General features: G+C 65.2%; 18 protein-coding genes. 13 read left to right on the plus strand and 5 right to left on the minus strand.

Going from position 1 to position 20,786, the window contains the following annotated elements:
- The first annotated feature begins 18 nt into the window (after window positions 1–18).
- The 9 genes from fabF to HF885_RS06905 all read left to right on the plus strand — a co-directional run bounded on the left by fabF (window position 19) and on the right by HF885_RS06905 (window position 7,899).
- Window positions 19–1,272, plus strand: a complete 1,254-nt coding sequence (gene fabF, locus HF885_RS06865) for a beta-ketoacyl-ACP synthase II (protein WP_170104209.1) — start codon at window positions 19–21, stop codon at window positions 1,270–1,272.
- Between the two features lie 4 nt (window positions 1,273–1,276).
- Window positions 1,277–1,867 carry an acetyl-CoA carboxylase biotin carboxyl carrier protein gene (locus HF885_RS06870; RefSeq protein ID WP_170104210.1) on the plus strand — a complete coding sequence of 197 codons (591 nt, stop codon included), beginning with the start codon at window positions 1,277–1,279 and terminating at the stop codon, window positions 1,865–1,867.
- 9 nt (window positions 1,868–1,876) lie between these two features.
- On the plus strand, window positions 1,877–2,305 hold the full coding sequence (gene fabZ / locus HF885_RS06875) for a 3-hydroxyacyl-ACP dehydratase FabZ (RefSeq protein WP_090861256.1): 429 nt from the start codon (window positions 1,877–1,879) through the stop codon (window positions 2,303–2,305).
- Window positions 2,306–2,308: 3 nt separating this feature from the next.
- A complete protein-coding gene (locus HF885_RS06880; protein WP_170104211.1) occupies window positions 2,309–3,646 on the plus strand; it encodes an acetyl-CoA carboxylase biotin carboxylase subunit in 1,338 nt (445 codons plus the stop codon).
- A complete protein-coding gene (accD, locus tag HF885_RS06885) occupies window positions 3,639–5,375 on the plus strand; it encodes an acetyl-CoA carboxylase, carboxyltransferase subunit beta (protein ID WP_170104212.1) in 1,737 nt (578 codons plus the stop codon). Before HF885_RS06880 ends, accD begins: the two co-directional genes overlap by 8 nt.
- Window positions 5,372–6,277: a DegV family protein gene (locus HF885_RS06890; RefSeq protein WP_090861259.1), complete on the plus strand. Its 906-nt coding sequence runs from the start codon at window positions 5,372–5,374 to the stop codon at window positions 6,275–6,277. Before accD ends, HF885_RS06890 begins: the two co-directional genes overlap by 4 nt.
- Window positions 6,278–6,382: 105 nt before the next feature.
- Window positions 6,383–7,003 (plus strand): biotin transporter BioY, encoded by a 621-nt coding sequence (locus HF885_RS06895; RefSeq protein WP_090861260.1) that lies wholly within the window; start codon window positions 6,383–6,385, stop codon window positions 7,001–7,003.
- Between the two features lie 126 nt (window positions 7,004–7,129).
- Window positions 7,130–7,456, plus strand: a complete 327-nt coding sequence (locus HF885_RS06900) for a ribbon-helix-helix domain-containing protein (RefSeq protein ID WP_157692089.1) — start codon at window positions 7,130–7,132, stop codon at window positions 7,454–7,456.
- 2 nt (window positions 7,457–7,458) lie between these two features.
- Window positions 7,459–7,899 (plus strand): type II toxin-antitoxin system VapC family toxin, encoded by a 441-nt coding sequence (locus HF885_RS06905; protein ID WP_206109837.1) that lies wholly within the window; start codon window positions 7,459–7,461, stop codon window positions 7,897–7,899.
- On the opposite strand, the gene HF885_RS06910 is transcribed toward HF885_RS06905, so the two are convergent.
- The 4 genes from HF885_RS06910 to fumC form a co-directional block, all read right to left on the minus strand.
- Entirely contained in the window at window positions 7,896–9,074 is a 1,179-nt protein-coding gene (locus tag HF885_RS06910) for a cation diffusion facilitator family transporter (RefSeq protein ID WP_170104213.1), read from the minus strand. The two genes, HF885_RS06905 and HF885_RS06910, sit on opposite strands and share 4 nt — an antisense overlap.
- Window positions 9,071–10,558 (minus strand): GH25 family lysozyme, encoded by a 1,488-nt coding sequence (locus tag HF885_RS06915; RefSeq protein WP_170104214.1) that lies wholly within the window; start codon window positions 10,556–10,558, stop codon window positions 9,071–9,073. Before HF885_RS06915 ends, HF885_RS06910 begins: the two co-directional genes overlap by 4 nt.
- A gap of 922 nt (window positions 10,559–11,480) precedes the next feature.
- Entirely contained in the window at window positions 11,481–12,635 is a 1,155-nt protein-coding gene (locus HF885_RS06920) for an NAD(P)-dependent malic enzyme (protein WP_170104215.1), read from the minus strand.
- A gap of 3 nt (window positions 12,636–12,638) precedes the next feature.
- Window positions 12,639–14,066 carry a class II fumarate hydratase gene (gene fumC, locus HF885_RS06925; protein WP_170104216.1) on the minus strand — a complete coding sequence of 476 codons (1,428 nt, stop codon included), beginning with the start codon at window positions 14,064–14,066 and terminating at the stop codon, window positions 12,639–12,641.
- A gap of 397 nt (window positions 14,067–14,463) precedes the next feature.
- Between fumC and HF885_RS06930 the strand changes: the two genes are divergently transcribed.
- Window positions 14,464–15,189 carry a B3/4 domain-containing protein gene (locus tag HF885_RS06930; RefSeq protein ID WP_170104217.1) on the plus strand — a complete coding sequence of 242 codons (726 nt, stop codon included), beginning with the start codon at window positions 14,464–14,466 and terminating at the stop codon, window positions 15,187–15,189.
- A 90-nt stretch (window positions 15,190–15,279) separates the two neighbouring features.
- Here HF885_RS06930 and HF885_RS06935 read toward each other — a convergent pair whose 3' ends face one another.
- A complete protein-coding gene (locus tag HF885_RS06935; protein ID WP_170104218.1) occupies window positions 15,280–15,786 on the minus strand; it encodes a GAF domain-containing protein in 507 nt (168 codons plus the stop codon).
- A 220-nt stretch (window positions 15,787–16,006) separates the two neighbouring features.
- Between HF885_RS06935 and asnS the strand changes: the two genes are divergently transcribed.
- The 3 genes from asnS to HF885_RS06950 all read left to right on the plus strand — a co-directional run bounded on the left by asnS (window position 16,007) and on the right by HF885_RS06950 (window position 20,735).
- Window positions 16,007–17,410 (plus strand): asparagine--tRNA ligase, encoded by a 1,404-nt coding sequence (gene asnS, locus HF885_RS06940; protein WP_170104219.1) that lies wholly within the window; start codon window positions 16,007–16,009, stop codon window positions 17,408–17,410.
- A 293-nt stretch (window positions 17,411–17,703) separates the two neighbouring features.
- Window positions 17,704–18,558, plus strand: coding sequence for an HAD hydrolase family protein (locus tag HF885_RS06945; protein ID WP_206109838.1), 855 nt, complete (start codon window positions 17,704–17,706; stop codon window positions 18,556–18,558).
- A gap of 86 nt (window positions 18,559–18,644) precedes the next feature.
- Window positions 18,645–20,735 (plus strand): BglG family transcription antiterminator, encoded by a 2,091-nt coding sequence (locus HF885_RS06950; protein ID WP_170104221.1) that lies wholly within the window; start codon window positions 18,645–18,647, stop codon window positions 20,733–20,735.
- Window positions 20,736–20,786 lie beyond the last annotated feature (51 nt).

Below are 20,786 nucleotides of genomic sequence, written 5' to 3' on the forward strand. Positions count from 1 at the left end.
CCCGGGAGGGGAAGTAGGATGGATCGCAGGGTAGTCATCACGGGCATGGGTGCCATCACGCCCGTGGGCAACACGGCCCCGCAGAGCTGGGACGCGCTCGTCAGGGGCGAGTCCGGCATCGGGACCATCACGGCGTTCGACACCACGGGCTTCCGCGTGAGCGTGGCCGCGGAGGTGAAGGGCTTCGACGCGGCGGCCGCCCTTGGCAAGTCCGTCGCGCTGCACAACGACCGCAACGTGCAGTTTGCGCTCGTGGCGTCGGACGAGGCCATGGCGTCGAGCGGGCTCGACGCCGAGGGCGCCATCGAGCCGGAGCGCCTTGGCGTGTACGTGGGCTCTGGCATCGGCGGCATCGGCACCACGGAGGCGCAGGTAAGGCGCCTGGCAGACGGCGGCGCCCGCAAGGTGAGCCCGTACCTGGTGCCCATGATCATCGCGAACATGGCCGCGGGGCAGGTGTCCATACGCCACAGCGCGAAGGGCCCGACGCTTCCCGTGGTCACGGCGTGCGCCACCAGCACCAACGCCATCGGCGAGGCGTACCGTGCCATCCGCTACGGCTACGCGGACGCAATCCTGGCCGGCGGTGCCGAGGCGGCCATCGTGCCCGTGAGCATCGCGGGCTTCACCAACTGCCGCGCGCTCACGGTAAACCCCGACCCCAAGACGGCGTGCCGCCCGTTCGACGCGAACCGCGACGGCTTCGTGATGGGCGAGGGCGCGTGCATCCTGGTGCTGGAGGAGCTGGAGCATGCCCTGGCGCGCGGCGCGAACGTCGTGGCGGAGGTGTGCGGCTACGGCAACACCGCGGACGCGTACCACATCACGAGCCCCGACCCCTCCGCGGACGGCATCACCCGCGCCATCAGGCAGGCCGTGGACGAGTCCGGACTGGACGTGGCGGAGGGCCTGTACGTGAACGCGCACGGCACCTCGACGAAGCTGAACGACAAGACGGAGACCCAGGGCCTGAAGCTGGCGCTGGGCGAGGAGGGCGCGCGTGCGGCCCGGATATCCTCGACCAAGTCCATGACCGGACACATGCTGGGGGCGACGGGCGCGGTCGAGGCCATGGCGTGCGCGCTGGCGCTGCGCGACTCCGTGATACCGCCTACCGTGGGCCTGACCACGCCGGACGCGGACTGCGACCTTGACTACACGCCGGGCCACAGCCAGGCGTTCGACGGCAGGTGGGCGCTCTCCGCCTCGCTTGGCTTTGGCGGACACAACGCCGTCGTCGCGCTCAGGCGCTTCGACGGGAGGGAGGCGTAGCGGCATGGACACCAGCAGCACGCGCGTGGACGCGCTCGCACAGGTGATGCAGGCCCGCGGCCTTGCGCGCATGAGGATCGAGGAGGGCGACTGCTCCATAGAGATGGAGCGCCCGGAGGCCTTCCCGGCGGGCGTCGCCGTGGCGCAGGCACCGCGCACGGCCGCGGCCGCGGCGACGCCGGCTGCGGCCGAGGCGGCGGCAGGCGCCTCCGCAGCGGTCGCGGCGGACGGCGGACGGTCCTTCTCGCCCGCCGAGGGCGACGCGACAGGGCCTGCGCAGGCACCGTCCGCCGAAGACGCGCCCGCGGCCTCGACGGACGGCGCGGCCGACGCCGGCGAGAGGCCGCTTGACATGACGAAGGTCGTCGCGGTGAAGGCGCCCATGGTCGGCGTTTACTACGCGGCTCCCGCACCCGGGGCCGATCCGTTCGTGCACGTGGGCTCCAAGGTGAAGAGGGGCGACACGCTGTGCGTGATCGAGGCCATGAAGGCCATGAACGAGGTCACGGCAGAGGTTGACGGCGAGGTCGTGGACGTGTGCGCCAGCGACGGCGAGCTGGTGGAATACGGCTGCGTGCTCATGAAGCTGTACTAGGGGGAGCGCATGAACCGAGAAGAGATCGAGACCATACTCCCGCACCGTCCGCCGATGCTTCTGATAGACGACTGCGAGCTGGTGGACGGGCGTGCCGTGGGGCACGTGCGCGTGACGGGCGAGGAGTTCTTCGTGCAGGGGCACTTTCCCGGAAACCCCGTGGTGCCCGGCGTCATCCTGTGCGAGATGCTTGCCCAGAACTGCTGCGTGCTGCTGGCCCAGGGCGGCGCGTCGAAGGGGACGACGCCGTACTACACGAGCCTGGACAAGGTTCGCTTCAAGCACCCCGTACGCCCGGGCGACACCGTGGAGCTCGACTGCTCCGTCGTGCGCTCGCACGGCATGTTCCACTTCGCGCACGGCGAGGCGCGCGTGGGCGGCGTGGTGTGCTGCGTGGCGGACATGTCGTTCGCGCTGGTGCCAGAGGGAAAGAAGTAGACCATGTTCCAGAAGGTCCTCATCGCGAACAGGGGAGAGGTCGCCGTCCGCATCATCCGCGCCTGCAAGGAGATGGGCGTCAGGACCGTGGCGGTGTACTCCACGGCGGACGAGGAGTCGCTGCACGCGACGCTCGCGGACGAGGCGTATTGCATAGGCGGCCCGCGCGCGAGTGAGTCCTACCTCAACATCGACGCGATCCTGACGGTCGCCATCGCCTCCGGGGCCTCCGCCGTGCACCCGGGCTACGGCTTCCTTTCCGAGAACGTGGAGTTTGCCCGCGAGTGCCGCGAGCACGGGCTGGTGTTCATTGGGCCCAGCCCCGAGGTGATGCAGCGCATGGGCGACAAGGACGAGGCGCGCCGGACCGCGCGCGCGGCGGGCGTGCCCATTGTGCCGGGCTGCGACCTTCTGGACTCGCCCGAGCAGGCAGAGGATCAGGCGCGAAAGATCGGCTGCCCCGTGCTGGTGAAGGCGCGCGCCGGCGGCGGCGGTCGCGGCATCCGCAAGGTGGAGCGGCCCGAGGACGCCGCGGTCGCGTTCGAGAGCGCGAGCACGGAGGCGAAGGCGGCGTTTGGCGACGGCGCATGCTACATGGAGAAGTTCGTGAGCCCGGCGCACCACGTGGAGGTGCAGGTCATAGGCGACCGCTTTGGCCACGTGATGTCGCTTGGCGAGCGCGAGTGCTCCGTGCAGCGCAAGAACCAGAAGCTTCTGGAGGAGAGCCCGAGCCCGTGCCCGGCGCTCACGGACGACGTGCGCCTGCGCATGGAGAAGTGCGCGCGCGACCTGGCGCGCTCCGTGGGCTACGAGGGCCTGGGAACCATCGAGTTCCTGCTGGACGACGCCGGGAGCTTCTACTTCATGGAGATGAACACCCGCCTTCAGGTGGAGCACCCCGTGACGGAGTTTGTGACCGGCTACGACCTCGTGAAGTGGCAGCTGCGCGTCGCCGCGGGCATACCGCTGCCGGACGGCGTGGACGCGGCGCCCGTGAGCGGGCACGCCATCGAGTGCCGCATCAACGCGGAGACGCCGGACTTCAGGCCGTCATGCGGCACCATCACGATGCTGCACGTGCCCAACGGCCCGTGGGTCCGCTTCGACTCCGCGCTGTACGTGGGCTCGCTCGTCTCGCCGTTCTACGACTCCATGCTCGGCAAGCTCGTCGTGTACAGCCCCACGCGCGAGGAGGCCATCCGCAAGATGCGCTCCGCCCTGGGCGAGCTGGTGGTGGACGGCGTGGAGTGCAACGCCGACCTGCAGCTGGACGTGCTCGCCAACGACGAGTTCCTGAGCGGGAACTACCATACGAACCTGATGGAGCACCTGTATGAGTAGACGCAACGACAAGAGCGTGAACGAGCTCGAGGGACCGGTGACCGAGGTCCCCGTGGACGTGCCCGAGCGCATGGTCTTGGTGCGCTGCCCGCACTGCCGCCACGTGGTCGAGGCGGACGCCCTTGCGAAGAACCTGGACGTGTGCCCGCGCTGCGGCCACCACCTGCGGCTTTCCGCGCGCGAGCGCATCGCCCTCACCGTGGACGACGGCAGCTTCGCAGAGTGGGACGCCGACGTCGCCCCGCGCGACGTGCTGTCGTTTCCGGACTACCGCCAGAAGCTGGCCGCGGCGCACGCGAAGTCGCACGAGCGCGAGGCCGTGGTCACGGGCGAGGCAACGATCGGCGGCGAGCCGTGCGCCCTCTTCGTGATGGACTCCTCGTTCATGATGGGCTCCATGGGAAGCGCCGTGGGCGAGAAGATCTGCCGCTGCTTCGAGCGGGCCACCCAGAGGCGCCTGCCCGTGGTGGGGTTCACCGTCTCCGGCGGGGCGCGCATGCAGGAGGGCGTGACGTCGCTCATGCAGATGGCGAAGGTGACGTGTGCCGTGCGGCGCCACGGCGACGCCGGCCTGCTGTACCTGGTGGTCCTGACGGACCCAACCACCGGCGGCGTCACGGCGAGCTTCGCCATGGACGCGGACGTCTGCCTTGCGGAGCCGGACGCCCTCGTGGCGTTCGCGGGCCCGCGCGTGGTGGAGCAGACCACGCACAAGCGTCTGCCCGCCGGCTTCCAGCGCGCGGAGTTCATACTGGAGCATGGCTTCGCGGACATGGTGGTCGAGCGCAAGGACCTGCCTTCCACCATAGCCTACCTGCTGTTCCTGCATGACCGCACCGCATGGGGCGATTCTGCGCGCGCCGTGCCGCACTGCCGCGCGGCGTTTCCGGAGCAGCCGCGCTGGCCGCGACCGCACCACGAGCAGAGGGCGCTCGACCCCGAGCGCGCCACCCCGTACGACCTGGTGCGCCGCGTGCGCGACACAAGCCGCGCCAGCGTGCCAACCGTGGCGGAGCAGGCGTTCGAGGGGCTGGTCGAGCTCCACGGGGACCGTGAGTTTGGCGACGACCCCGCCATAGTGGGCGGCATCGCGCTTCTGCGCGGGCGCCCCGTGACCGTCATCTGCACGGACCGTGGCCGCAACACGAAGGAGCGCGTCGCGCGCAACTTTGGCTCGCCGAAGCCGGAGGGCTACCGCAAGGCGCTGCGCCTCATGCGACAGGCCCAGAAGTTCGGTCGGCCCGTCGTGACGCTCGTGGACACGTCCGGCGCCTACCCCGGCATGGAGGCGGAGGAGCGCGGCCAGGGCGCGGCCATCGCGGACGACATTATGGCGATGAGCGGGCTTGCCGTGCCGGAGGTCGCCGTGATCATGGGCGAGGGCGGCTCCGGCGGAGCGCTCGCGCTTGCTACGGCGGACCGGGTGCTCATGCTGTCCGACGCCGTGTACAGCGTCGTGAGTCCGGAGAGTTGCGCCGCCATCCTGTGGAAGTCGCAGAAGCGCGCCGCGGAGGCCGCGGACGCCCTGGGCATCACGGCAAAGGCGCTCATGCGCCTGGGCATCGTGGACGGGGAGGTCGACGCGGAGGGGCTCGGCACGTCCGAGTTCGCGTGGAGGCTCGCGGGCAGGATTCACGACGAGCTCGCGGAGCTCGGCGCGATGGGGACGGACGACCTTCTCGCCGAGCGATACGAGAGGTTCCGGAAGATCGGGAGGTACGACGCATGAGCGAGGGAGCGAACGGTCGGCCGGAGGGCGGCGGCGCGACGCGGCCCGTCACCATCGTGTGCGACAGCTCCGCGTGCCTTTCGCGCGCAGAGGCGGCCGCGCTGGGCTGCGACATCGTCCCCATGCACTACCTGGTGGACGGCGTTCGCCGCGACGAGACGTACGAGGGCGAGAACGGCGCGTACGACGCGCTGTTGCGTGGCGGCACGGTGCTGGGGACGGAGGCCGTGTACCACTCCGCGTTCTACGGCGAGTTCCGGCGCCTGCTGGCGTGCGGCTCGGACGTGCTGTGCGTCACGATGTCGTCCAGGCTCTCTGGCACGCATCGCAGCGCCGTGGAGGCGCGAGACCAGCTGGTGGGCGAGGGAGCGGACCCCGCCCGCGTGGCCATAGTGGACTCGTGGACGACGTCGGGCGGGCTCGAGCTCCTGGTGCGCCGCGCGCGACGCGAGCTTTCCGCCGGCGCGACGCTGCCCGAGGCCGTGGCGCGCCTGGAGCGTGCGCGGGCGCTGCAGGGAATCGCTTTCACGGTCCCGAAGATGGACGTGCTGCGCCGCTCCGGCCGGCTGGGCGCCATGCGCCGCGCCGTCGCGGGAAAGCTGGACCGCTTCCTGGTGATGGAGCTGGACCGTGGCGGCATCCGCGACGTGGACGTGGCGCACGGCATGGGCGCCACCGTCCGCCTGCTGGTGCGGCAGGTGCCCCAGGCCGCGCGCGACGGGCGCATCGTGGTGGCGCACTACGGGGAATCGGACGCGACGCGCGCGCTTGCGGACTGCGCGCGCCGCACGATGCCCGCCGCGCAGGTCGAGGTGTGCGACGCCGGCCCCGTGGTGTCGCTGCACCTGGGCGTGGGCTCCGTCAGCATCGCGTGGGACGTGCCGCGCGACGCGGAGCGATAGGCGCAAACCAGCCGCACAAGGCGGGTGGAAGGCGCGTGCAAGAAGAGCGGGAGAGAAGGGCGGGCGCCCGCCGTTGGCGGCGTCCCGTGGAAGAGAGGTGCAGGCATGGTCGAGAACGGTGTGGTTTCGAACGGTGGACAGCGCACTCACGTGGTCGCGGCGCGCGTGCTGCGCGGCGAGGGTGCGGCAGCGGGCGTGCTTCGCGTGGCGCTGGGCACGCTGGCGCTGTGCGCGAGCGCCCGCGTGGAGGTGCCGCTGACGCCGGTGCCCTTCACGCTGCAGGTGCTGGCGCTCTGCCTGGTGGTGCTGGCGATGCGTCCGCGCGAGGCCGTGTCGAGCGCCGCGTCCTATGTGCTCGTGGGCTCGCTCGGCGCACCGGTGTTCTCTGGCGGCATGGGTGGCGTCGCGCGCATCGCCGGCCCCACCGGAGGCTTCATCCTGGGCTTTGTCGCTGCGGCCGCGGTGGGCACGCTTGTGCTCAGGGGCGCTTCTTGCCTGCGCGTGCCGTATGTCGTGCGCGCGATGCTTGCGCTCGCGACCACGATCGCCGTCGTGTACACATGTGGCTGGGCGCAGCTCATGGTAGTGGCGCACCTTGCGCCCGCGGCCGCGTTTGCGGCGGGCGTCGCGCCGTTCGTGGCGCTCGACCTGATGAAGGCCGGCATAGCCACGAGCCTTGCCGCTGCCGGACGCATGGCGCGTGGCGGTGACGCTGTCCGGGCCTAGTAGGGCCGCAGAGTCGCTCGCAGAACCTCTTGCGAAGGCGCCCGAAAACGGTGATTGACGGCGCGTAGTCACGCGGTGCATAATGCATGCACATTGCATGAGCATCGAGCCCAGGTGGTGATCGCCGTGGCGACGCTTCAGGTACGCGACCTTCCCCAGGATCTGTACGAGGGGCTCTCTCTTGCGGCCAAGAGCCAGCACCGCAGCCTTGCGCAGCAGACCGCGCACATAATCCAACTCTATCTACAGGGTGCGCCGGAAGGTGTCGATGGCACCGGCCGGCGCGTTCCCGCATGGATGGACTGGGTGGGGGAGGACCCTGCCGTGGTTGCGCAGCGGCGCGAGCGCCGTCGGCGCGCGTTTGCAGAGGCGGACACTCTGGGTCCAGTCAACGTGCCGGATGGGTTTCCCTCTGCGGAGGAGCTGGTCCGGGCGGACCGTGATGCCAGGTGATCGTGCTGGACAGCTCTGCCGCGATAGAGATCGCGCTCGACACCGTGGAAGGCCGCGCGCTGCGCGGGCTTTGGTACGTGGACGAACGCGTGGTGAGCGTGCCGCTCTTTCAATCCGAGGTGACGAACGCCTTCTGGAAGTACGTGCGGGCAGGGGTCATGCGGCGGGAGGAGGCCACAAGGCGGCTCTTCATCGCACTGTCGCTCGTGGACGAGTATGCAGACGCGCTCGACCTTGCATCGGAGGTGCTCGCGGAAGCAGTGCGACTGGAACATCCTGCCTACGACATCACGTATCTGGTGCTTGCCCGCAGGTCAGGTGGCACGCTCTTCTCGTGCGACAAGAAGCTTGTGAAGCTGTGCGAGGAGAACGGTGTCGACTGCATCCACACCGAAGACGTGCCTGCGGCGGTGCCAAGGGAGCGTCATGGGGTTTGCGGCTAGACGCCGGTGGATACGTAGCTCGAGTCCACGGTCACGTGGCAGACGGCGTCAGCGCAACGCCTGTGCAGGATCTTGCAGATGCGCTCGCTCAGCTCCTCGTCGGTCATGGGCAGGTCGTGCGGGCGCACGCAGTCCAGCGACACATGCAGGGTGCCGTCCTGGCGCGTCGTGCGCACGTCGTGCACGGTCAGGCGTCCGTCGATGGTCTTCACCTGGTCTGACACCCAGTGGCGCAGGTCGTGGTCCTCGGGGTCGAACGTGACGATGGGGTCGTAGTGCAGCACGAGGGGCAGGTCCTCCTCATCCTCGAAGTAGTGCTCGATGGAGTCCAGCACCTCGTGGCTGCGGATGGGGTCGATCTCGGCCGCCATCTCGACGTGGGCGCTCGCGAACTTGCGGCCGGGGCCGTAGTCATGCACCATCAGGTCGTGCGTGCCCAGCACGCCGGGATAGCTCATGATCGTGTCGTGGATGTGGCTCACGAGCTTTGGGTCGGGCGCCTGTCCAAGCAGGGGGTCCAGCGTGTCGCGCACCAGCTCGAAGCCGCTCCACATGATGAACGCGCCCACGGCAAGGCCGGCAAGGCCGTCCAGGTCGATGCCGGCGATCTTGCCAACGACGCCGGCGGCCAGCACCGCGGACGTCGCGAGCACGTCGTTCTTGGAGTCCTGGGACGTGGCCTCCAGCGTGACGGAGTCGATCCGCCTCGCAAGGGCGTGGTTGAAGCGGGCCATCCACGCCTTCACGCCGATGGAGAGCAGCAGCGCCACCACCACCGCGGGCGAGAAGTCCGTGGGCTCCGGGTGCGCGATCTTCTGGATCGAGGCCTTTGCCAGATCGAGGCCCACCGCCACGATGATGAACGCGACGACGACCCCCGCCATGTACTCGATGCGGCCGTGTCCGTAGGGGTGGCCCTTGTCCGCCGGGCGGCTCGCGAGCTTGAAGCCTATGAGGCTCACGATGTTGCTCGAGGCGTCCGTCAGGTTGTTCACGGCATCTGCCACGACGGAGACGGACCCCGCCGCCAGGCCCACGAGACCCTTCGTGGTGCACAGCAGGATGTTGCAGACGATGCACACGATGCTCGCAAGCGTGCCGTGCGCGTTTCTCACGTCGGGGCGGTCCGTTTGGTCCGCGTCGTGGATGAACCTATGTACCAGCCACTCTGTCATTGTGCCTTGCTCTTCTCGGCTTTCTGGACCTTTTCCAGCGCCGTGGTGAGGTCTATGTCCAAGTCGACGTTGCCGTCGATGCCGTCCACCTTGCCGGAGTCCGTGTACTGCCATATGCCGTAGCGCAGCGCCATCGTGGGCGCCTTCGCGTACTCCGCGTACCAGAAGCCGTAGCGCGACAGCGCGGCGAGGTCGTAGTGGGCTAGGTCCGCGCGGCTGCCATAGACGCACGCGTAGTAGCCGTTCTTCTGCAGCTCCTTGCAGAACGCCTTCGCGATGGCGGTCATCTGGTCGTTCGTCAGGCTCGAGATGCGGTCGTCGCCGCTGAGGGACGGCTCCATGTCGAACACGACGGGGTATGCGGTGGCGTAGCCGTCCAGCTGCTTCACCACGTAGCGGGCCTCGTCGCGCGCCTCCTCCGGCGTGATGGCCTGCGAGAAGAAGTACACGCCCACGTCCAGCCCGTTCTTGCGCGCGCCGTCGAAGTTCTGCTCGAAGCGCTTGTCGTGCGTGATGTTGCCCTCGACGCTGCCGCGGTAGCCAATGCGGATGTACGCGAAGTCGATGCCGTCAGCCGCGACCTTGGGCCAGTCGATCTTGCCGTTGTGCTCCGACACGTCGACGCCGGTGCGCGAGACCACCTTTCCGCCCACCTTGTAGCTGATGCGGCCGCTCTTGACGGTGGCGTTGTCCCAGTCGTACGTGGTGGTGAAGATCTTCTTGCTGTCGTCGATGGCGGTGGACCTGCCGCCCTTCATCTTGACCTTGCTGCCGGCCTCCTGCGTCTGGGCGGGCTGCTGCAGCGCGCGCATGATGCTGGTGCCCGCAAGCACGCCCACGCTTGCCACCAGGAGCACCGCCACGAGGGCGATGAGCGGCTTGAACGGGAACGGCGGCCTGGTGGACCCCAGGTCGCGGATCTTGCGGAGCCGGCTTTCCTGCCGGCGGCGGCTCGTCTGGCTGCGCGTGGCGAGTCCGATCTGGCCGTACTCCTCGCGCCGCAGCTCGAGGGCGGTGTCTTTTGGCCGGAGCATCTTGCGCGGCTGGCGCGCCTCGCGTCCGCGACCGTCGCGGGGGTGCGCCTCGCGCCCGCGGTCGGCCCTGGTGCCGCGCACTTCTCGCGAGCCGCTGCCGTCGCGCGCCACGCGACCTCCCGCGCCCCAAGAGCCGGCGTGCGACGCGCCGTACCTGGTGGCGTGCGCTCCGCCCATGGAGCTTCCGAGGCTGCTTCGCGAGCTGCCCCTGCTTCCGCGAGAAGTACGCGGCGTGCCGGTTGCGCGCGTCGCGCCGGCCCTGGGAGTGCCGTGGGCCGTGCCGCGCGCGGACGCGCCGCGGGACGGCCTTTGTGCCTGGCGCGAATCGCGGCGGGGCTCTGCCGAGACGCCGTCCGGGCGCGCGCTGCCGCGACGAGATGGCACGTGGCCCTGGGCCCTCTGCCCCTGGGGGCGCGACTGCCTCTTGCTGGGCCTTCGCCTTTCTGCCAACGCGTCGCACCTCCCCGGGGTAGCCCATCCGTCATATCGTTAGTCGTACCATTGTCGCACCCCGCGCGCCACGGCGCGAGCGCGACCGCCGCAACCGGGCGCAATGGCACAACATCATCAGAGGGCCAAGGGCGTGCTGCACCGGGGGAGTGTCGGCGCGCTGGGGTGCCGGTGCGCTGGGGTGCCGCGCCGGGGGAGTGCCGCCTGCACGCACCGGCGGCAAACGGGTGGCGTGCACGCAAGGTCGCCGCGGGTGTGTGACGTGCGTCGCGGACCTTAGTCACACACCAGGCCCCAGTTTGCGAGACTCCGCAACCTCACCGCGGGTGTGATGCGTAAAGTGGCGGTCGATGCCGCGATGTGGCGGGTGTGTTGCGCAAAATGCGAGAAGCCCCCAGGTGTGTGACATGCGACTTTGGTTTAATCCAACATTGTTGCAGGTAGAATCGTCGCGACATAAACGTTTGAACAAGGTACCGGGTACACACCCGCCACTTCCTGCCATGGCGCCCACTCTGGCGCAACACACCTGCCCCGAGTTTGCGAAAGCCGGCAAGCTCGCCTGCGGTGTGTGCGGCGGCGCCCTTGTTGCAGATACACACCACGCATGAGTTTGCATCATTCTGTAAGCTCGCCTGCGGTGTGTGCCGTGGCATGCCACCCGCACGTCACACACCCGCCCCGAGTTTGCAAGATGTCGCAAACTCACCCCTGGTGCGTACGCGCATGCCATTCCATCGCGGGTGTGTGACGTGGGTGTCCAGGCTTGCGCGGTGTCCGTTTGGCGTAGCTCGCATCCCTCGCGCTTAGTTGGCGCATCTTGGCAAGAAAATGCCGCGGGGAGAAGAGCTCGTCCTTCTCCCCGCGGCGCTGCCTTTGACGCATGCGAGTGCGGACTGCTGTCCGCGCCGCCGATCCCGCGTTACTTCTGCACGCGGTCCGCGACGGCCTTGGCGACGACGTCGGCCACGGTCTTGTCCAGGGCGGACGGGATGATGAAGTCCGGGGACAGCTTGTCCTCCGGCACCAGGCCCGCGATGGCCTCGGCGGCCGCGATCTCCATCTCCTCCGTGATCTTCGGCGCGCGCGCCGCGAGGGCGCCCTTGAAGATGCCGGGGAAGACCAGCACGTTGTTGATCTGGTTCGGGAAGTCGGAGCGGCCCGTCGCCACGACCTTCGCGCCGCCGGCCTTCGCCTCGTCCGGCATGATCTCGGGCGTGGGGTTGGCCATCGCGAACACGATACCGTCCTTCATGGTGCCCACCATCTGCGGCGTCACGAGGCCCGGTTTGCTGACGCCCAGGAACGCGTCCGCGCCCACCAGCATGTCGGCCAGCGACCCCGCCTCGTGGTCCTTGTTCGTGATCTTGGCCACGCGCTGCTTGTACGGGTTCAGGCCGTCGCGTCCCTCGTAGATGGCGCCCTTGCGGTCGCACAGGATCACGTTGCCAAAGCCCATGTGCGTCAGCAGCGTCGCGATGGCAAGGCCGGCCGCGCCGGCGCCGCTCATCACGATCTTGAGCTCGCCCATCTTCTTGCCTGTCACCTTCACGGCGTTCAGCAGGCCCGCGGCCGTCACGATGGCGGTGCCGTGCTGGTCGTCGTGGAACACGGGGACGTCGCACAACTCCTTCAGGCGGTCCTCGACCTCAAAGCACTGCGGCGCGGCGATGTCCTCCAGGTTGATGCCGCCAAAGCTCTTGCTGATGAGCTGCACGGTGCGCACCAGCTCGTCCGTGTCGTGCGTGTCGACGCAGATGGGGAAGGCGTCCACGTCGCCAAACTCCTTGAAGAGCAGGCACTTGCCCTCCATCACGGGCATGCCGGCCGCGGCGCCGATGTCGCCCAGGCCCAGGACGGCCGTGCTGTTGGTGATCACGGCCACCAGGTGCGAGCGACGCGTCAGCTCCCAGGACTTGCTGTAGTCCGCCTGGATCTGCCGGCACGGCTCTGCCACGCCGGGCGTGTACAGCAGCGCGAGGTCCTCGTTCGTCTCGGCCTTTGCGCGAGAAACGACCTCGATCTTGCCCTGGAGCTCCTCGTGGAGCCTCAGGCTCTTTGCGCTTGTCTCGTCCATCCTCTAGACCATCTCCTCCGGTTTGAAAACCTCGTCGAACTTCTCTTCCGTCAGATACCCAAGGGACACGCACGCCTTGCGGAGGCTCCATCCCTCGTCAAACGCCTTGCGCGCGACCTTCGCGGCGCGCTCGTAGCCAATGTAGGGGTTCAGGCACGTGACCAGCATGAGCGAGTTGTGCAGGTTGTGGGCCATGCGCTCGCGGTTTGCCGTGATTCCCGCGGCGCAGCGCTCGTCAAACGATCTGATTGCGTCGGCAAGGAGCCGCACGCTCTGCAGGTAGTTGTATGCGATGACCGGCATGAACACGTTCAGCTCGAAGTTGCCCTGGCTCGCCGCGAAGCCTATGGTCGCGTCGTTTCCCATCACCTGCACGGCCACCATCGTGACGGCCTCGCACTGCGTGGGGTTCACCTTGCCGGGCATGATGGAGCTGCCGGGCTCGTTTGCGGGAATCGTGATCTCGCCCAGGCCCAGGCGCGGCCCGCTTGCAAGCCAGCGCACGTCGTTTGCGATCTTCATCATGTTCGCGGCAAGCGCCTTTATGGCGCCGTGCGAGAAGACCATGGCGTCCTTGCTGGTAAGGGCGTGGAACTTGTTAGCCTCGGTCTGGAACGGCTCGCCGGTGAGCGCGCTGATGCGCTCTGCCACCAGCACGTCGAAGCCGGCGGGGGCGTTGAGCCCCGTGCCGACGGCCGTGCCGCCCAGCGCCAGGCGCCGCAGCATGGGAAGGCTCGCCGCCAGCTGCTCGCGCGAGGCCTCGAGCATGCCGCGCCAGCCAGAAATCTCCTGGCTGAACGCGATGGGCACCGCGTCCTGCAGGTGGGTGCGCCCGCTCTTCACCACGCCGGCGTTCTGGCGCTCCAGGCGCTCGAACGTCGCCACGAGCTGGTCGATCGCGGGCATGAGCTCGCGCGTGACGGCCAGCACGGCCGCGATGTGCATGGCCGTGGGGAAGGTGTCGTTCGAGGACTGCGAGCGGTTGACCGAGTCGTTGGGGTGCACGGGCCCCTCGAGCGCGACGCCCTCCGCAGCGGCGATCTGGTTCGCGCGGTTCGCGAGGACCTCGTTCACGTTCATGTTCGACTGCGTGCCGGAGCCCGTCTGCCACACCTTGAGCGGGAACTGGTCGTCGTGCCTGCCGGAAAGGACCTCGTCCGCCGCGCGCTCGATGAGGCTCGCGGCCTTGGGGTCAAGGGTGCCGAGCTGGGCGTTTGCCTGCGCGGCCGCCTTCTTGAGGATGGCGAACGCGCGCACGATGCCCTGGGGCATGGTCTCCGTCCCGATGGGGAAGTTCTGGTAGGAGCGCTGCGTCTGCGCGCCCCAAAGCGCCGCGGCGGGAACCCTGACCTGGCCCATGGAGTCGTGCTCCATGCGATAGCCCTCGGTCTGGCCCGCGTTCTGGTCCGTGCATGTGGAACCGTCTGCCATGTGCACCTCCGACTTGCGCCTGCCTTGCGCCCGCGCAGCGGCGCGACCTCGCAGGGAGGACCCCCGCAGGGAGCGCGGCCCGATCATAGGGCGCGACCACCATTCTACTTTCTCGCCCGCACGGCCGCGTCTCCGTAGCGAAGATTTTATGCAGCGATTCGCCCCGACCCGCGAAAACTATGCCCGCGCCGCGGCCGCGTGGCGGCGTCAAGCTGGGGCGCCACGTTCTTCTCGCCTGCAAAATATGCAATTTGTGATGCATGAAACAAGCAAAGTATTTGAGAAGGACTGATAAATGCAAGGAATCTTGCAATCCAATATGCCAACTTGTGGTAAGAATATAAGCAACGGAATCGGCGAGCGGCGCGGGCTGGGCCCGCGGGCGATGGGAGGCGTCATGGGTAAGAGGTTTGTGGTCGAGGACTCGTTCTGGCAGGTGTTCCCCGACGTGGAGATCGGCGTGCTGTGCGTGGACGGCGTGAGGCCGACCGACCAGATAGGCGAGGAGGAGGCCAAGGCCGCGGCCAAGTTCCTAGATCGCGCGAACGCGAGCGCGGAGGAGTGGCTGACGAGCACGACCATCAGCAAGAACGAGGTCGTCGCCGTGTGGCGCGACGCGTATCGCAAGTTCAAGACGAAGAAGGGCGCGCGCTGCTCCGTCGAGAACCTGCTGAAGCGCGTTCTCAAGGACAACCCCGTGGGCCACATCGTCCCGAGCGTCGACGTGAGCAACGCGATATCTCTGAAGTACGCCCTGCCCATCGGCGCGGAGAACATCGACGCCATCCAGGGCACGTTCCGCCTTGCCATGACGGACGGCGGCGACTACTTCCTGCCCATCGGCGAGGAGGAGAGCGACCCCACGCTGCCCGGCGAGATCGCCTACCTGGACGACGCCGGCGCGGTCTGCCGCTGCTGGAACTGGCGCGACGGCCAGCGCACCGAGGTCTCGGACGCGACGCCGCACTGCATGTTCATCATGGAGAACGTGATGCCCGAGCGTTCCGCAGACCTTCACGCGGCCATCGACGAGCTGGCCGAGAAGTGCGAGCAGCTTCTGGGTGCCAAGGTCACGAACAAGGACTTCCTTACGCGCGAGCATCCGGAGACCGAGCTGGCGTAAGGCGCGGGGGAGGGCGGCCGGCGCCGCGTGCCGGCACGGGCGGCGTGCGGTCGCCGGGCGTCCGCAGCTCGCAGCACCCACGCCGCCCCGCTACGCCAGCCCCTCGAAGTCGCAGCAGCGCTCGATGGCGGCAACCACGGCCTCCATGCCGCGCGCGTCCGCCTCGCCAAACCTCCCCACCAGCGGAGAGTCCACGTCCAGCACGCCCACGACGCGCCCACCCGCGTGGATCGGCACCACCACCTCGGAGTTCGACGCGCTGTCGCACGCGATGTGCCCGGCAAACTCGTGCACGTCGCGCACCAGCTGCGTCGAGTCCGTCGCAACGGCCGTTCCGCACACGCCGCGCCCCACGGCAATGCGCACGCACGCGACCTTCCCCTGGAACGGCCCCAGCACCAACTCGCGCTCGACGTTGCCCGCGGCATCCGCCCCAACCGGACGCATCAGGTAGAACCCCGCCCAGTTCAGGTTGTCCACGCCGTCCATCATCAGCGCGGACGCGTTCGCCAGAAGCGGCACCCAGGCCGCGTCCTCCTCGGCCAGCGCCTCGATCTGCGCCGCAATCAGCCTGTAGTCCGGAAGTCCCCTCGCCATGTCCGCCTCCAAGTCGCGATGTCGCTCGTCCAAACCACACCAGAGTAGCAAGGCGCCGCCCACTTAGCGCGGCACGCACACCCGTTTTGCGATATGGTTACGTGGTTGGACAGCATGCGCGCCGGGGCCAAAGGCGGGCCCGTGGCAGGGCAGTGCCGGGCGGAGAAGAGCCTGGCCCCCGCCCGAAGGCGCGCCCTTGAACCAAAGGGGGATCCCTCAGATGGACCGTACCAGGATCGCGCAGCTCTATGCGCACATGGACGAGTTTGGGAGCAAGACGGTCACCGTGGCCGGCTGGGTCCGCTCGATCCGCGACATGAAGAACTTCGGCTTTGTCGTGCTCAACGACGGCAGCTGCTTCAAGGACCTGCAGGTCGTCATGAACCGAGAGAAGCTCGCCAACTACGAGGAGGTCGCCGCCCTCACGGTGGGCTCCGCCCTCATCATCACCGGCGAGCTCGCGCTCACGCCCGAGCGCCCGCAGCCGTTCGAGCTCCAGGCCCAGACCATCGTGGTCGAGGGCGCGGCGCAGCCGGACTACCCCATGCAGAAGAAGCGCCAGACCCGCGAGTTCCTGCGCACCCAGCAGCACCTGCGCAGCCGCACCAACCTGTTCCGCGCGGTGTTCCGCGTGCGCAGCGTCGCTGCCTTCGCCATCCACCGCTTCTTCCAGGAGCGCGGCTTCGTCTACGTCAACACACCCATCATCACCGCGTCAGATGCCGAGGGCGCCGGAGAGATGTTCCGCGTCACCACGATCGACCCGGCCAACCCGCCCCTCACCCAGGACGGCAAGGTCGACTACAGCAAGGACTTCTTCGGCAAGCAGACCAACCTCACCGTCTCCGGCCAGCTCCAGGCAGAGAACTTCGCCATGAGCTTCGGCGACGTCTACACGTTCGGCCCCACGTTCCGCGCGGAGGACTCCAACACCCGTCGCCACGCGGCGGAGTTCTGGATGGTCGAGCCCGAGATGGCGTTCTGCGACCTCGAGGGCGAGATGGACGTGTCCGAGCAGATGCTCAAGTACGTCATCAACTACGTTATGGAGCACTGCCCTGATGAGCTCGACATGTTCAACAAGTTCGTGGACAAGGGTCTGAAGGAGCGCCTGCAGCACGTCGCCACAAGCGACTTCGCACGCGTGTCCTACACGGACGCCGTCAAGATCCTGACGGACGCCCAGGCGGCCGGCCACAAGTTCGAGTACCCGGTCAAGTGGGGCATCGACCTCCAGACCGAGCACGAGCGCTACCTCACGGAGCAGCACTTCAAGAAGCCCACGTTCGTCACCAACTACCCCAAGGACATCAAGGCGTTCTACATGCGCCAGAACGACGACGGCAAGACGGTCGCCGCCGCGGACTGCCTCGTCCCCGGCATCGGAGAGATCATCGGCGGCTCCCAGCGCGAGGAGCGCCTCGACGTCCTCGAGCGCCGCATCGAGGAGCTTGGCATGGAGAAGGACCAGTACAAGTACTACCTGGACCTCCGCCGCTACGGCACCTGCCACCACGCCGGCTTCGGTCTGGGCTTCGAGCGCCTCGTCATGTACCTCACCGGCGTCGATAACATCCGCGACGTCCTCCCGCACCCCCGCACCGTCGGCAACGCGGACTTCTAATCTCATCTACCGCATCGGGCGAGAAGAATAAACGCACGACCAGTGCCGCCGGGCGAGAAGGGCTGCCCCCTTGGCACCTGCTGCACCATGCATGAATCGTCACCTCAGGGGCGTCCCGTCAACTCGGCGGGGCGCCCCTGAGGCATTAGGTGCCGTACAGCGATAGATACAATGCGATCACGTAATACTCGTTGACGGTACAGATGTCTAGTACTAGGGTACAAAACCAATTTGTGCGAATCTCACAATAGGGTGTATGCATTTCACTAGTTCATGTTTGGAGACATGAGTATATGGTAAAACTCGTGATGACTGATTTGGATGATACTCTGATTCCTTTCGGTTTTGATCATGCGAGTTTAAAGGCTATAAGCGCCATTCATGCACTAGTCAATGCTGGTATACACTTTGGCCCGGTTACTGGGCGAATGCCTGCGTCTATGAAATGGATGTTCCAAGGTGACGAGGTATGTTATCGCACTGGGGCTTTTGCAAACGGACAAATCGTCACCGTCGATGGGATTGCCATTCAACGCGTCATGATCAGCGGTGAGGACCTACGAAAAGTTGCGGTCTACCTGGATAGGATGGATGCTGATGCATGGCTTGCCATCTACAATCCCGATGACTTAAATGACACCAATCTTGTCACTCGCTTTCCAGAGCGCGTGGCATCAAATCCACCGGACACATGGGGTAAAAGCGTATTTGGGGTTGTTCCGGATGTGCAGGACCGCGATTACCTGAAGGCAAACATTCAGTGCTCATGCTCACGTGACCAGATGACGCAATTGCGCGATAACCTGCGCGAACTGGTGCCGAGTCTGAGTTTTGTGATGCCAAGCATGACCGCCAAGGTTATTGACGTTAATGCGGGGGAGTGGGATAAAGGTGACAGCGTCCGTCTAATTGCCGATTATCTCGACGTCTCACTTGATGAAGTGGTTGTATTTGGTGACTCAGAGAATGATCTTCCTATGATTGAGGCGGTGCCAGACTCTGTTGCGGTTGCGAATTCCGACAAGAATGTAATGCGAGCAGCGCGGTGGAAGATTCCTGACTCGAAGAGCGATTCAGTAGCAAAGGCTATTGAAAGCATTGCAATGTATCCAGAAAAGCCGCTGGAAGAGTTGCTCAAAGCAATCTAATCAATCGCCTCAATCTCGTGATTTCATCTATGTGCTGACGCCGGCTGTGGCACGTCTAAACGCTGACGGGGGGGGATTTATTCGTCATGAACAAAAGAACGGTCCGAATAGTCCAGAGATTGTCTCATTCCTCAAGTTCCTGTAGCCTTTCGAGCCTCGCTAGTCTCTTTGATGTGTCGGAGCGCACTATTCGAAATGACTTGAAATCGTTAAACGCTTTTCTAGAAGAAAACTCGCTTGGGCGGATATCTCTTGGACCCAAAGGGGTCATACAACTACCCGAAGACCTTTCTAAGGCCGAGGAGATTCTTCCTGTAGACGACACATTTGCTTACAAGATGTCGAGTGAAGAGCGCAAGGATCTTGGAGCTGCCCTTCTTGTTGATTCGGACAAGTACTTGACGCTCAACGAGATTGCTGAATTATTCTCTGTGAGCAGGGCGACAATACTCAACGATCTTGATGGCATAAAGAGCCGCATCGCCGATGCCGGGCTCCAAGTCGAATCGAAGCCTAGTCGTGGCCTTCGCGTCAATGGGCGTGAGAGCACAAAACGGGTATTTCTTCGTAGCTTTATCAGCCGAGCTGTGCCGGTCGTGGAGCAGTGGCTTTCGATGCCCGAGCACTCATCGGTGAAACTCTACGCGATTACAATAAAGAAGATATTGAATGAGCTGTGTCATACACATGGCATCAATTTAATGGACGATCCATTTCAGCTTGCCGTTAGTCACTTGTGTATATGCGTTGAGAGAGACATTAGAGGTGATTTCCTCGAAGGGCTCTCCGAGGACATGGAAGCTCCGGTGACAGAATTCGACCAAGAGACAATCGCGTTGGTGGGGCAATACTGCAAGGTTCCCATGGGAGAGAATGAGGAACGATTCTTTGCTGCGCTCAGAAATTCCTTGAGGTTCCATGGTGGCGCGAGATTCAGCATTGACGATATGCAAGTTCAAAAGCTATCCCGTACGTTCATTCGCAAGATATCAAAAGACATCGGAATTGATCTTAATGATGACTATGACTTATTCGAATATCTTTCGAATCACCTTGAGTCGATGTTTTCGACTGAGCCATCGCATTTTCCCGAGACTCCAGCGGTAAGCGAAGTGATTAATGATCAGCCAGATATTTTTCATGCGGTAGAGCGAAACATTGCACCGTTGGAAGACTATGCGCATCGCGAGATAAGCCATGTCGAAAGAATGTACATTGCCCTTCACATCTGTGCGGCCCTCGAGAGGAGGAAGAACAGGGGTGTTCGTCCACGAGTGGTCGTGGTTTGCAATGGAGGAATCGGGACGTCTCAACTTCTTGCTGAAGAGCTTCGCGGGCATTTCGATATAGAGGTCATCAAGGTGGTGCCTGCGCATGACGTGCCGTATCTTGGTTCTTACAATGCTGACTTGGTAATCTCGACCGTACCAGTGGAGAATTGCCCGGTTGATCACATCGTTATTAAGCTACCTCTTAGAGAGCACGAATATGGCTTAATCCATGAGAAGCTATCGGCGCTTGAGTCAAAGATGCTGTCTACGGGAGAAGAGCTAGATACCGTTAACGCAAAGGGTCTTCTGAATAGGATTGAGCCAATAATAGTCAAGCATGCTGGGAATGATCAGGCTTTACTTGGAGAGATACGCGTCGAAGTACGAAGGTATTTTAGGGAGGCGCAGCATCTGGAGACCCAGGTGATTGCGCCCTATCTCCATCAGCTGCTTCCAGCCAGCCATATTTCGCTCGACGTTGAATGCTCCGATTGGCAAGACGCGATTAGGAAGTCCGCTAAGAAACTCCTAGATTTGGGATATATAGAAGAGCGGTACATCGATGCGATGATTCAGGGGGTCAAGGAATATGGGCCATATTCAGTACTGGCACCTGGTTTTGCAATGCCCCATGCCTCTCCTGACGGCGGGACGATAAAGATGGGGATGAGCTTGATACGCCTTAGGGAACCCGTCCTCTTTGGAAGCGAGGCAAACGATCCGATTGAGTTTGTCTGCACTCTGAGTGCTGTTGATAGCCGGACGCACCTTAAAGCGTTGGCAAACTTGTTCGACATGATTACTATGCCAGGCGATCTGTTCTTGAAAGAGCTGCGACAAGTCGATACGCCTGCAGCGGCTGCCTCGTTGATTGAACATTACGAATACGAAGTCACTAAGAGGTAGTTAGATATGATGGACGGTTGTCTATTTCTGTGACAACCGTCCATTTTCGTG

It is taken from the genome of Parafannyhessea umbonata (genome assembly GCF_012844235.1).
Taxonomy (GTDB): Bacteria; Actinomycetota; Coriobacteriia; order Coriobacteriales; family Atopobiaceae; genus Parafannyhessea.

What these genes read in the sequence shown, in the direction of transcription:
- fabF (WP_170104209.1), top strand. Translation starts at nt 19, where the DNA reads ATGGATCGCAGGGTAGTCATCACGGGCATGGGTGCCATCACGCCCGTG.
- HF885_RS06870 (WP_170104210.1), top strand. Translation starts at nt 1,277, where the DNA reads ATGGACACCAGCAGCACGCGCGTGGACGCGCTCGCACAGGTGATGCAG.
- fabZ (WP_090861256.1), top strand. Translation starts at nt 1,877, where the DNA reads ATGAACCGAGAAGAGATCGAGACCATACTCCCGCACCGTCCGCCGATG.
- HF885_RS06880 (WP_170104211.1), top strand. Translation starts at nt 2,309, where the DNA reads ATGTTCCAGAAGGTCCTCATCGCGAACAGGGGAGAGGTCGCCGTCCGC.
- accD (WP_170104212.1), top strand. Translation starts at nt 3,639, where the DNA reads ATGAGTAGACGCAACGACAAGAGCGTGAACGAGCTCGAGGGACCGGTG.
- HF885_RS06890 (WP_090861259.1), top strand. Translation starts at nt 5,372, where the DNA reads ATGAGCGAGGGAGCGAACGGTCGGCCGGAGGGCGGCGGCGCGACGCGG.
- HF885_RS06895 (WP_090861260.1), top strand. Translation starts at nt 6,383, where the DNA reads ATGGTCGAGAACGGTGTGGTTTCGAACGGTGGACAGCGCACTCACGTG.
- HF885_RS06910 (WP_170104213.1), bottom strand. Translation starts at nt 9,074, where the DNA reads ATGACAGAGTGGCTGGTACATAGGTTCATCCACGACGCGGACCAAACG.
- HF885_RS06920 (WP_170104215.1), bottom strand. Translation starts at nt 12,635, where the DNA reads ATGGACGAGACAAGCGCAAAGAGCCTGAGGCTCCACGAGGAGCTCCAG.
- fumC (WP_170104216.1), bottom strand. Translation starts at nt 14,066, where the DNA reads ATGGCAGACGGTTCCACATGCACGGACCAGAACGCGGGCCAGACCGAG.
- HF885_RS06930 (WP_170104217.1), top strand. Translation starts at nt 14,464, where the DNA reads ATGGGTAAGAGGTTTGTGGTCGAGGACTCGTTCTGGCAGGTGTTCCCC.
- HF885_RS06935 (WP_170104218.1), bottom strand. Translation starts at nt 15,786, where the DNA reads ATGGCGAGGGGACTTCCGGACTACAGGCTGATTGCGGCGCAGATCGAG.
- asnS (WP_170104219.1), top strand. Translation starts at nt 16,007, where the DNA reads ATGGACCGTACCAGGATCGCGCAGCTCTATGCGCACATGGACGAGTTT.
- HF885_RS06945 (WP_206109838.1), top strand. Translation starts at nt 17,704, where the DNA reads ATGGTAAAACTCGTGATGACTGATTTGGATGATACTCTGATTCCTTTC.
- HF885_RS06950 (WP_170104221.1), top strand. Translation starts at nt 18,645, where the DNA reads ATGAACAAAAGAACGGTCCGAATAGTCCAGAGATTGTCTCATTCCTCA.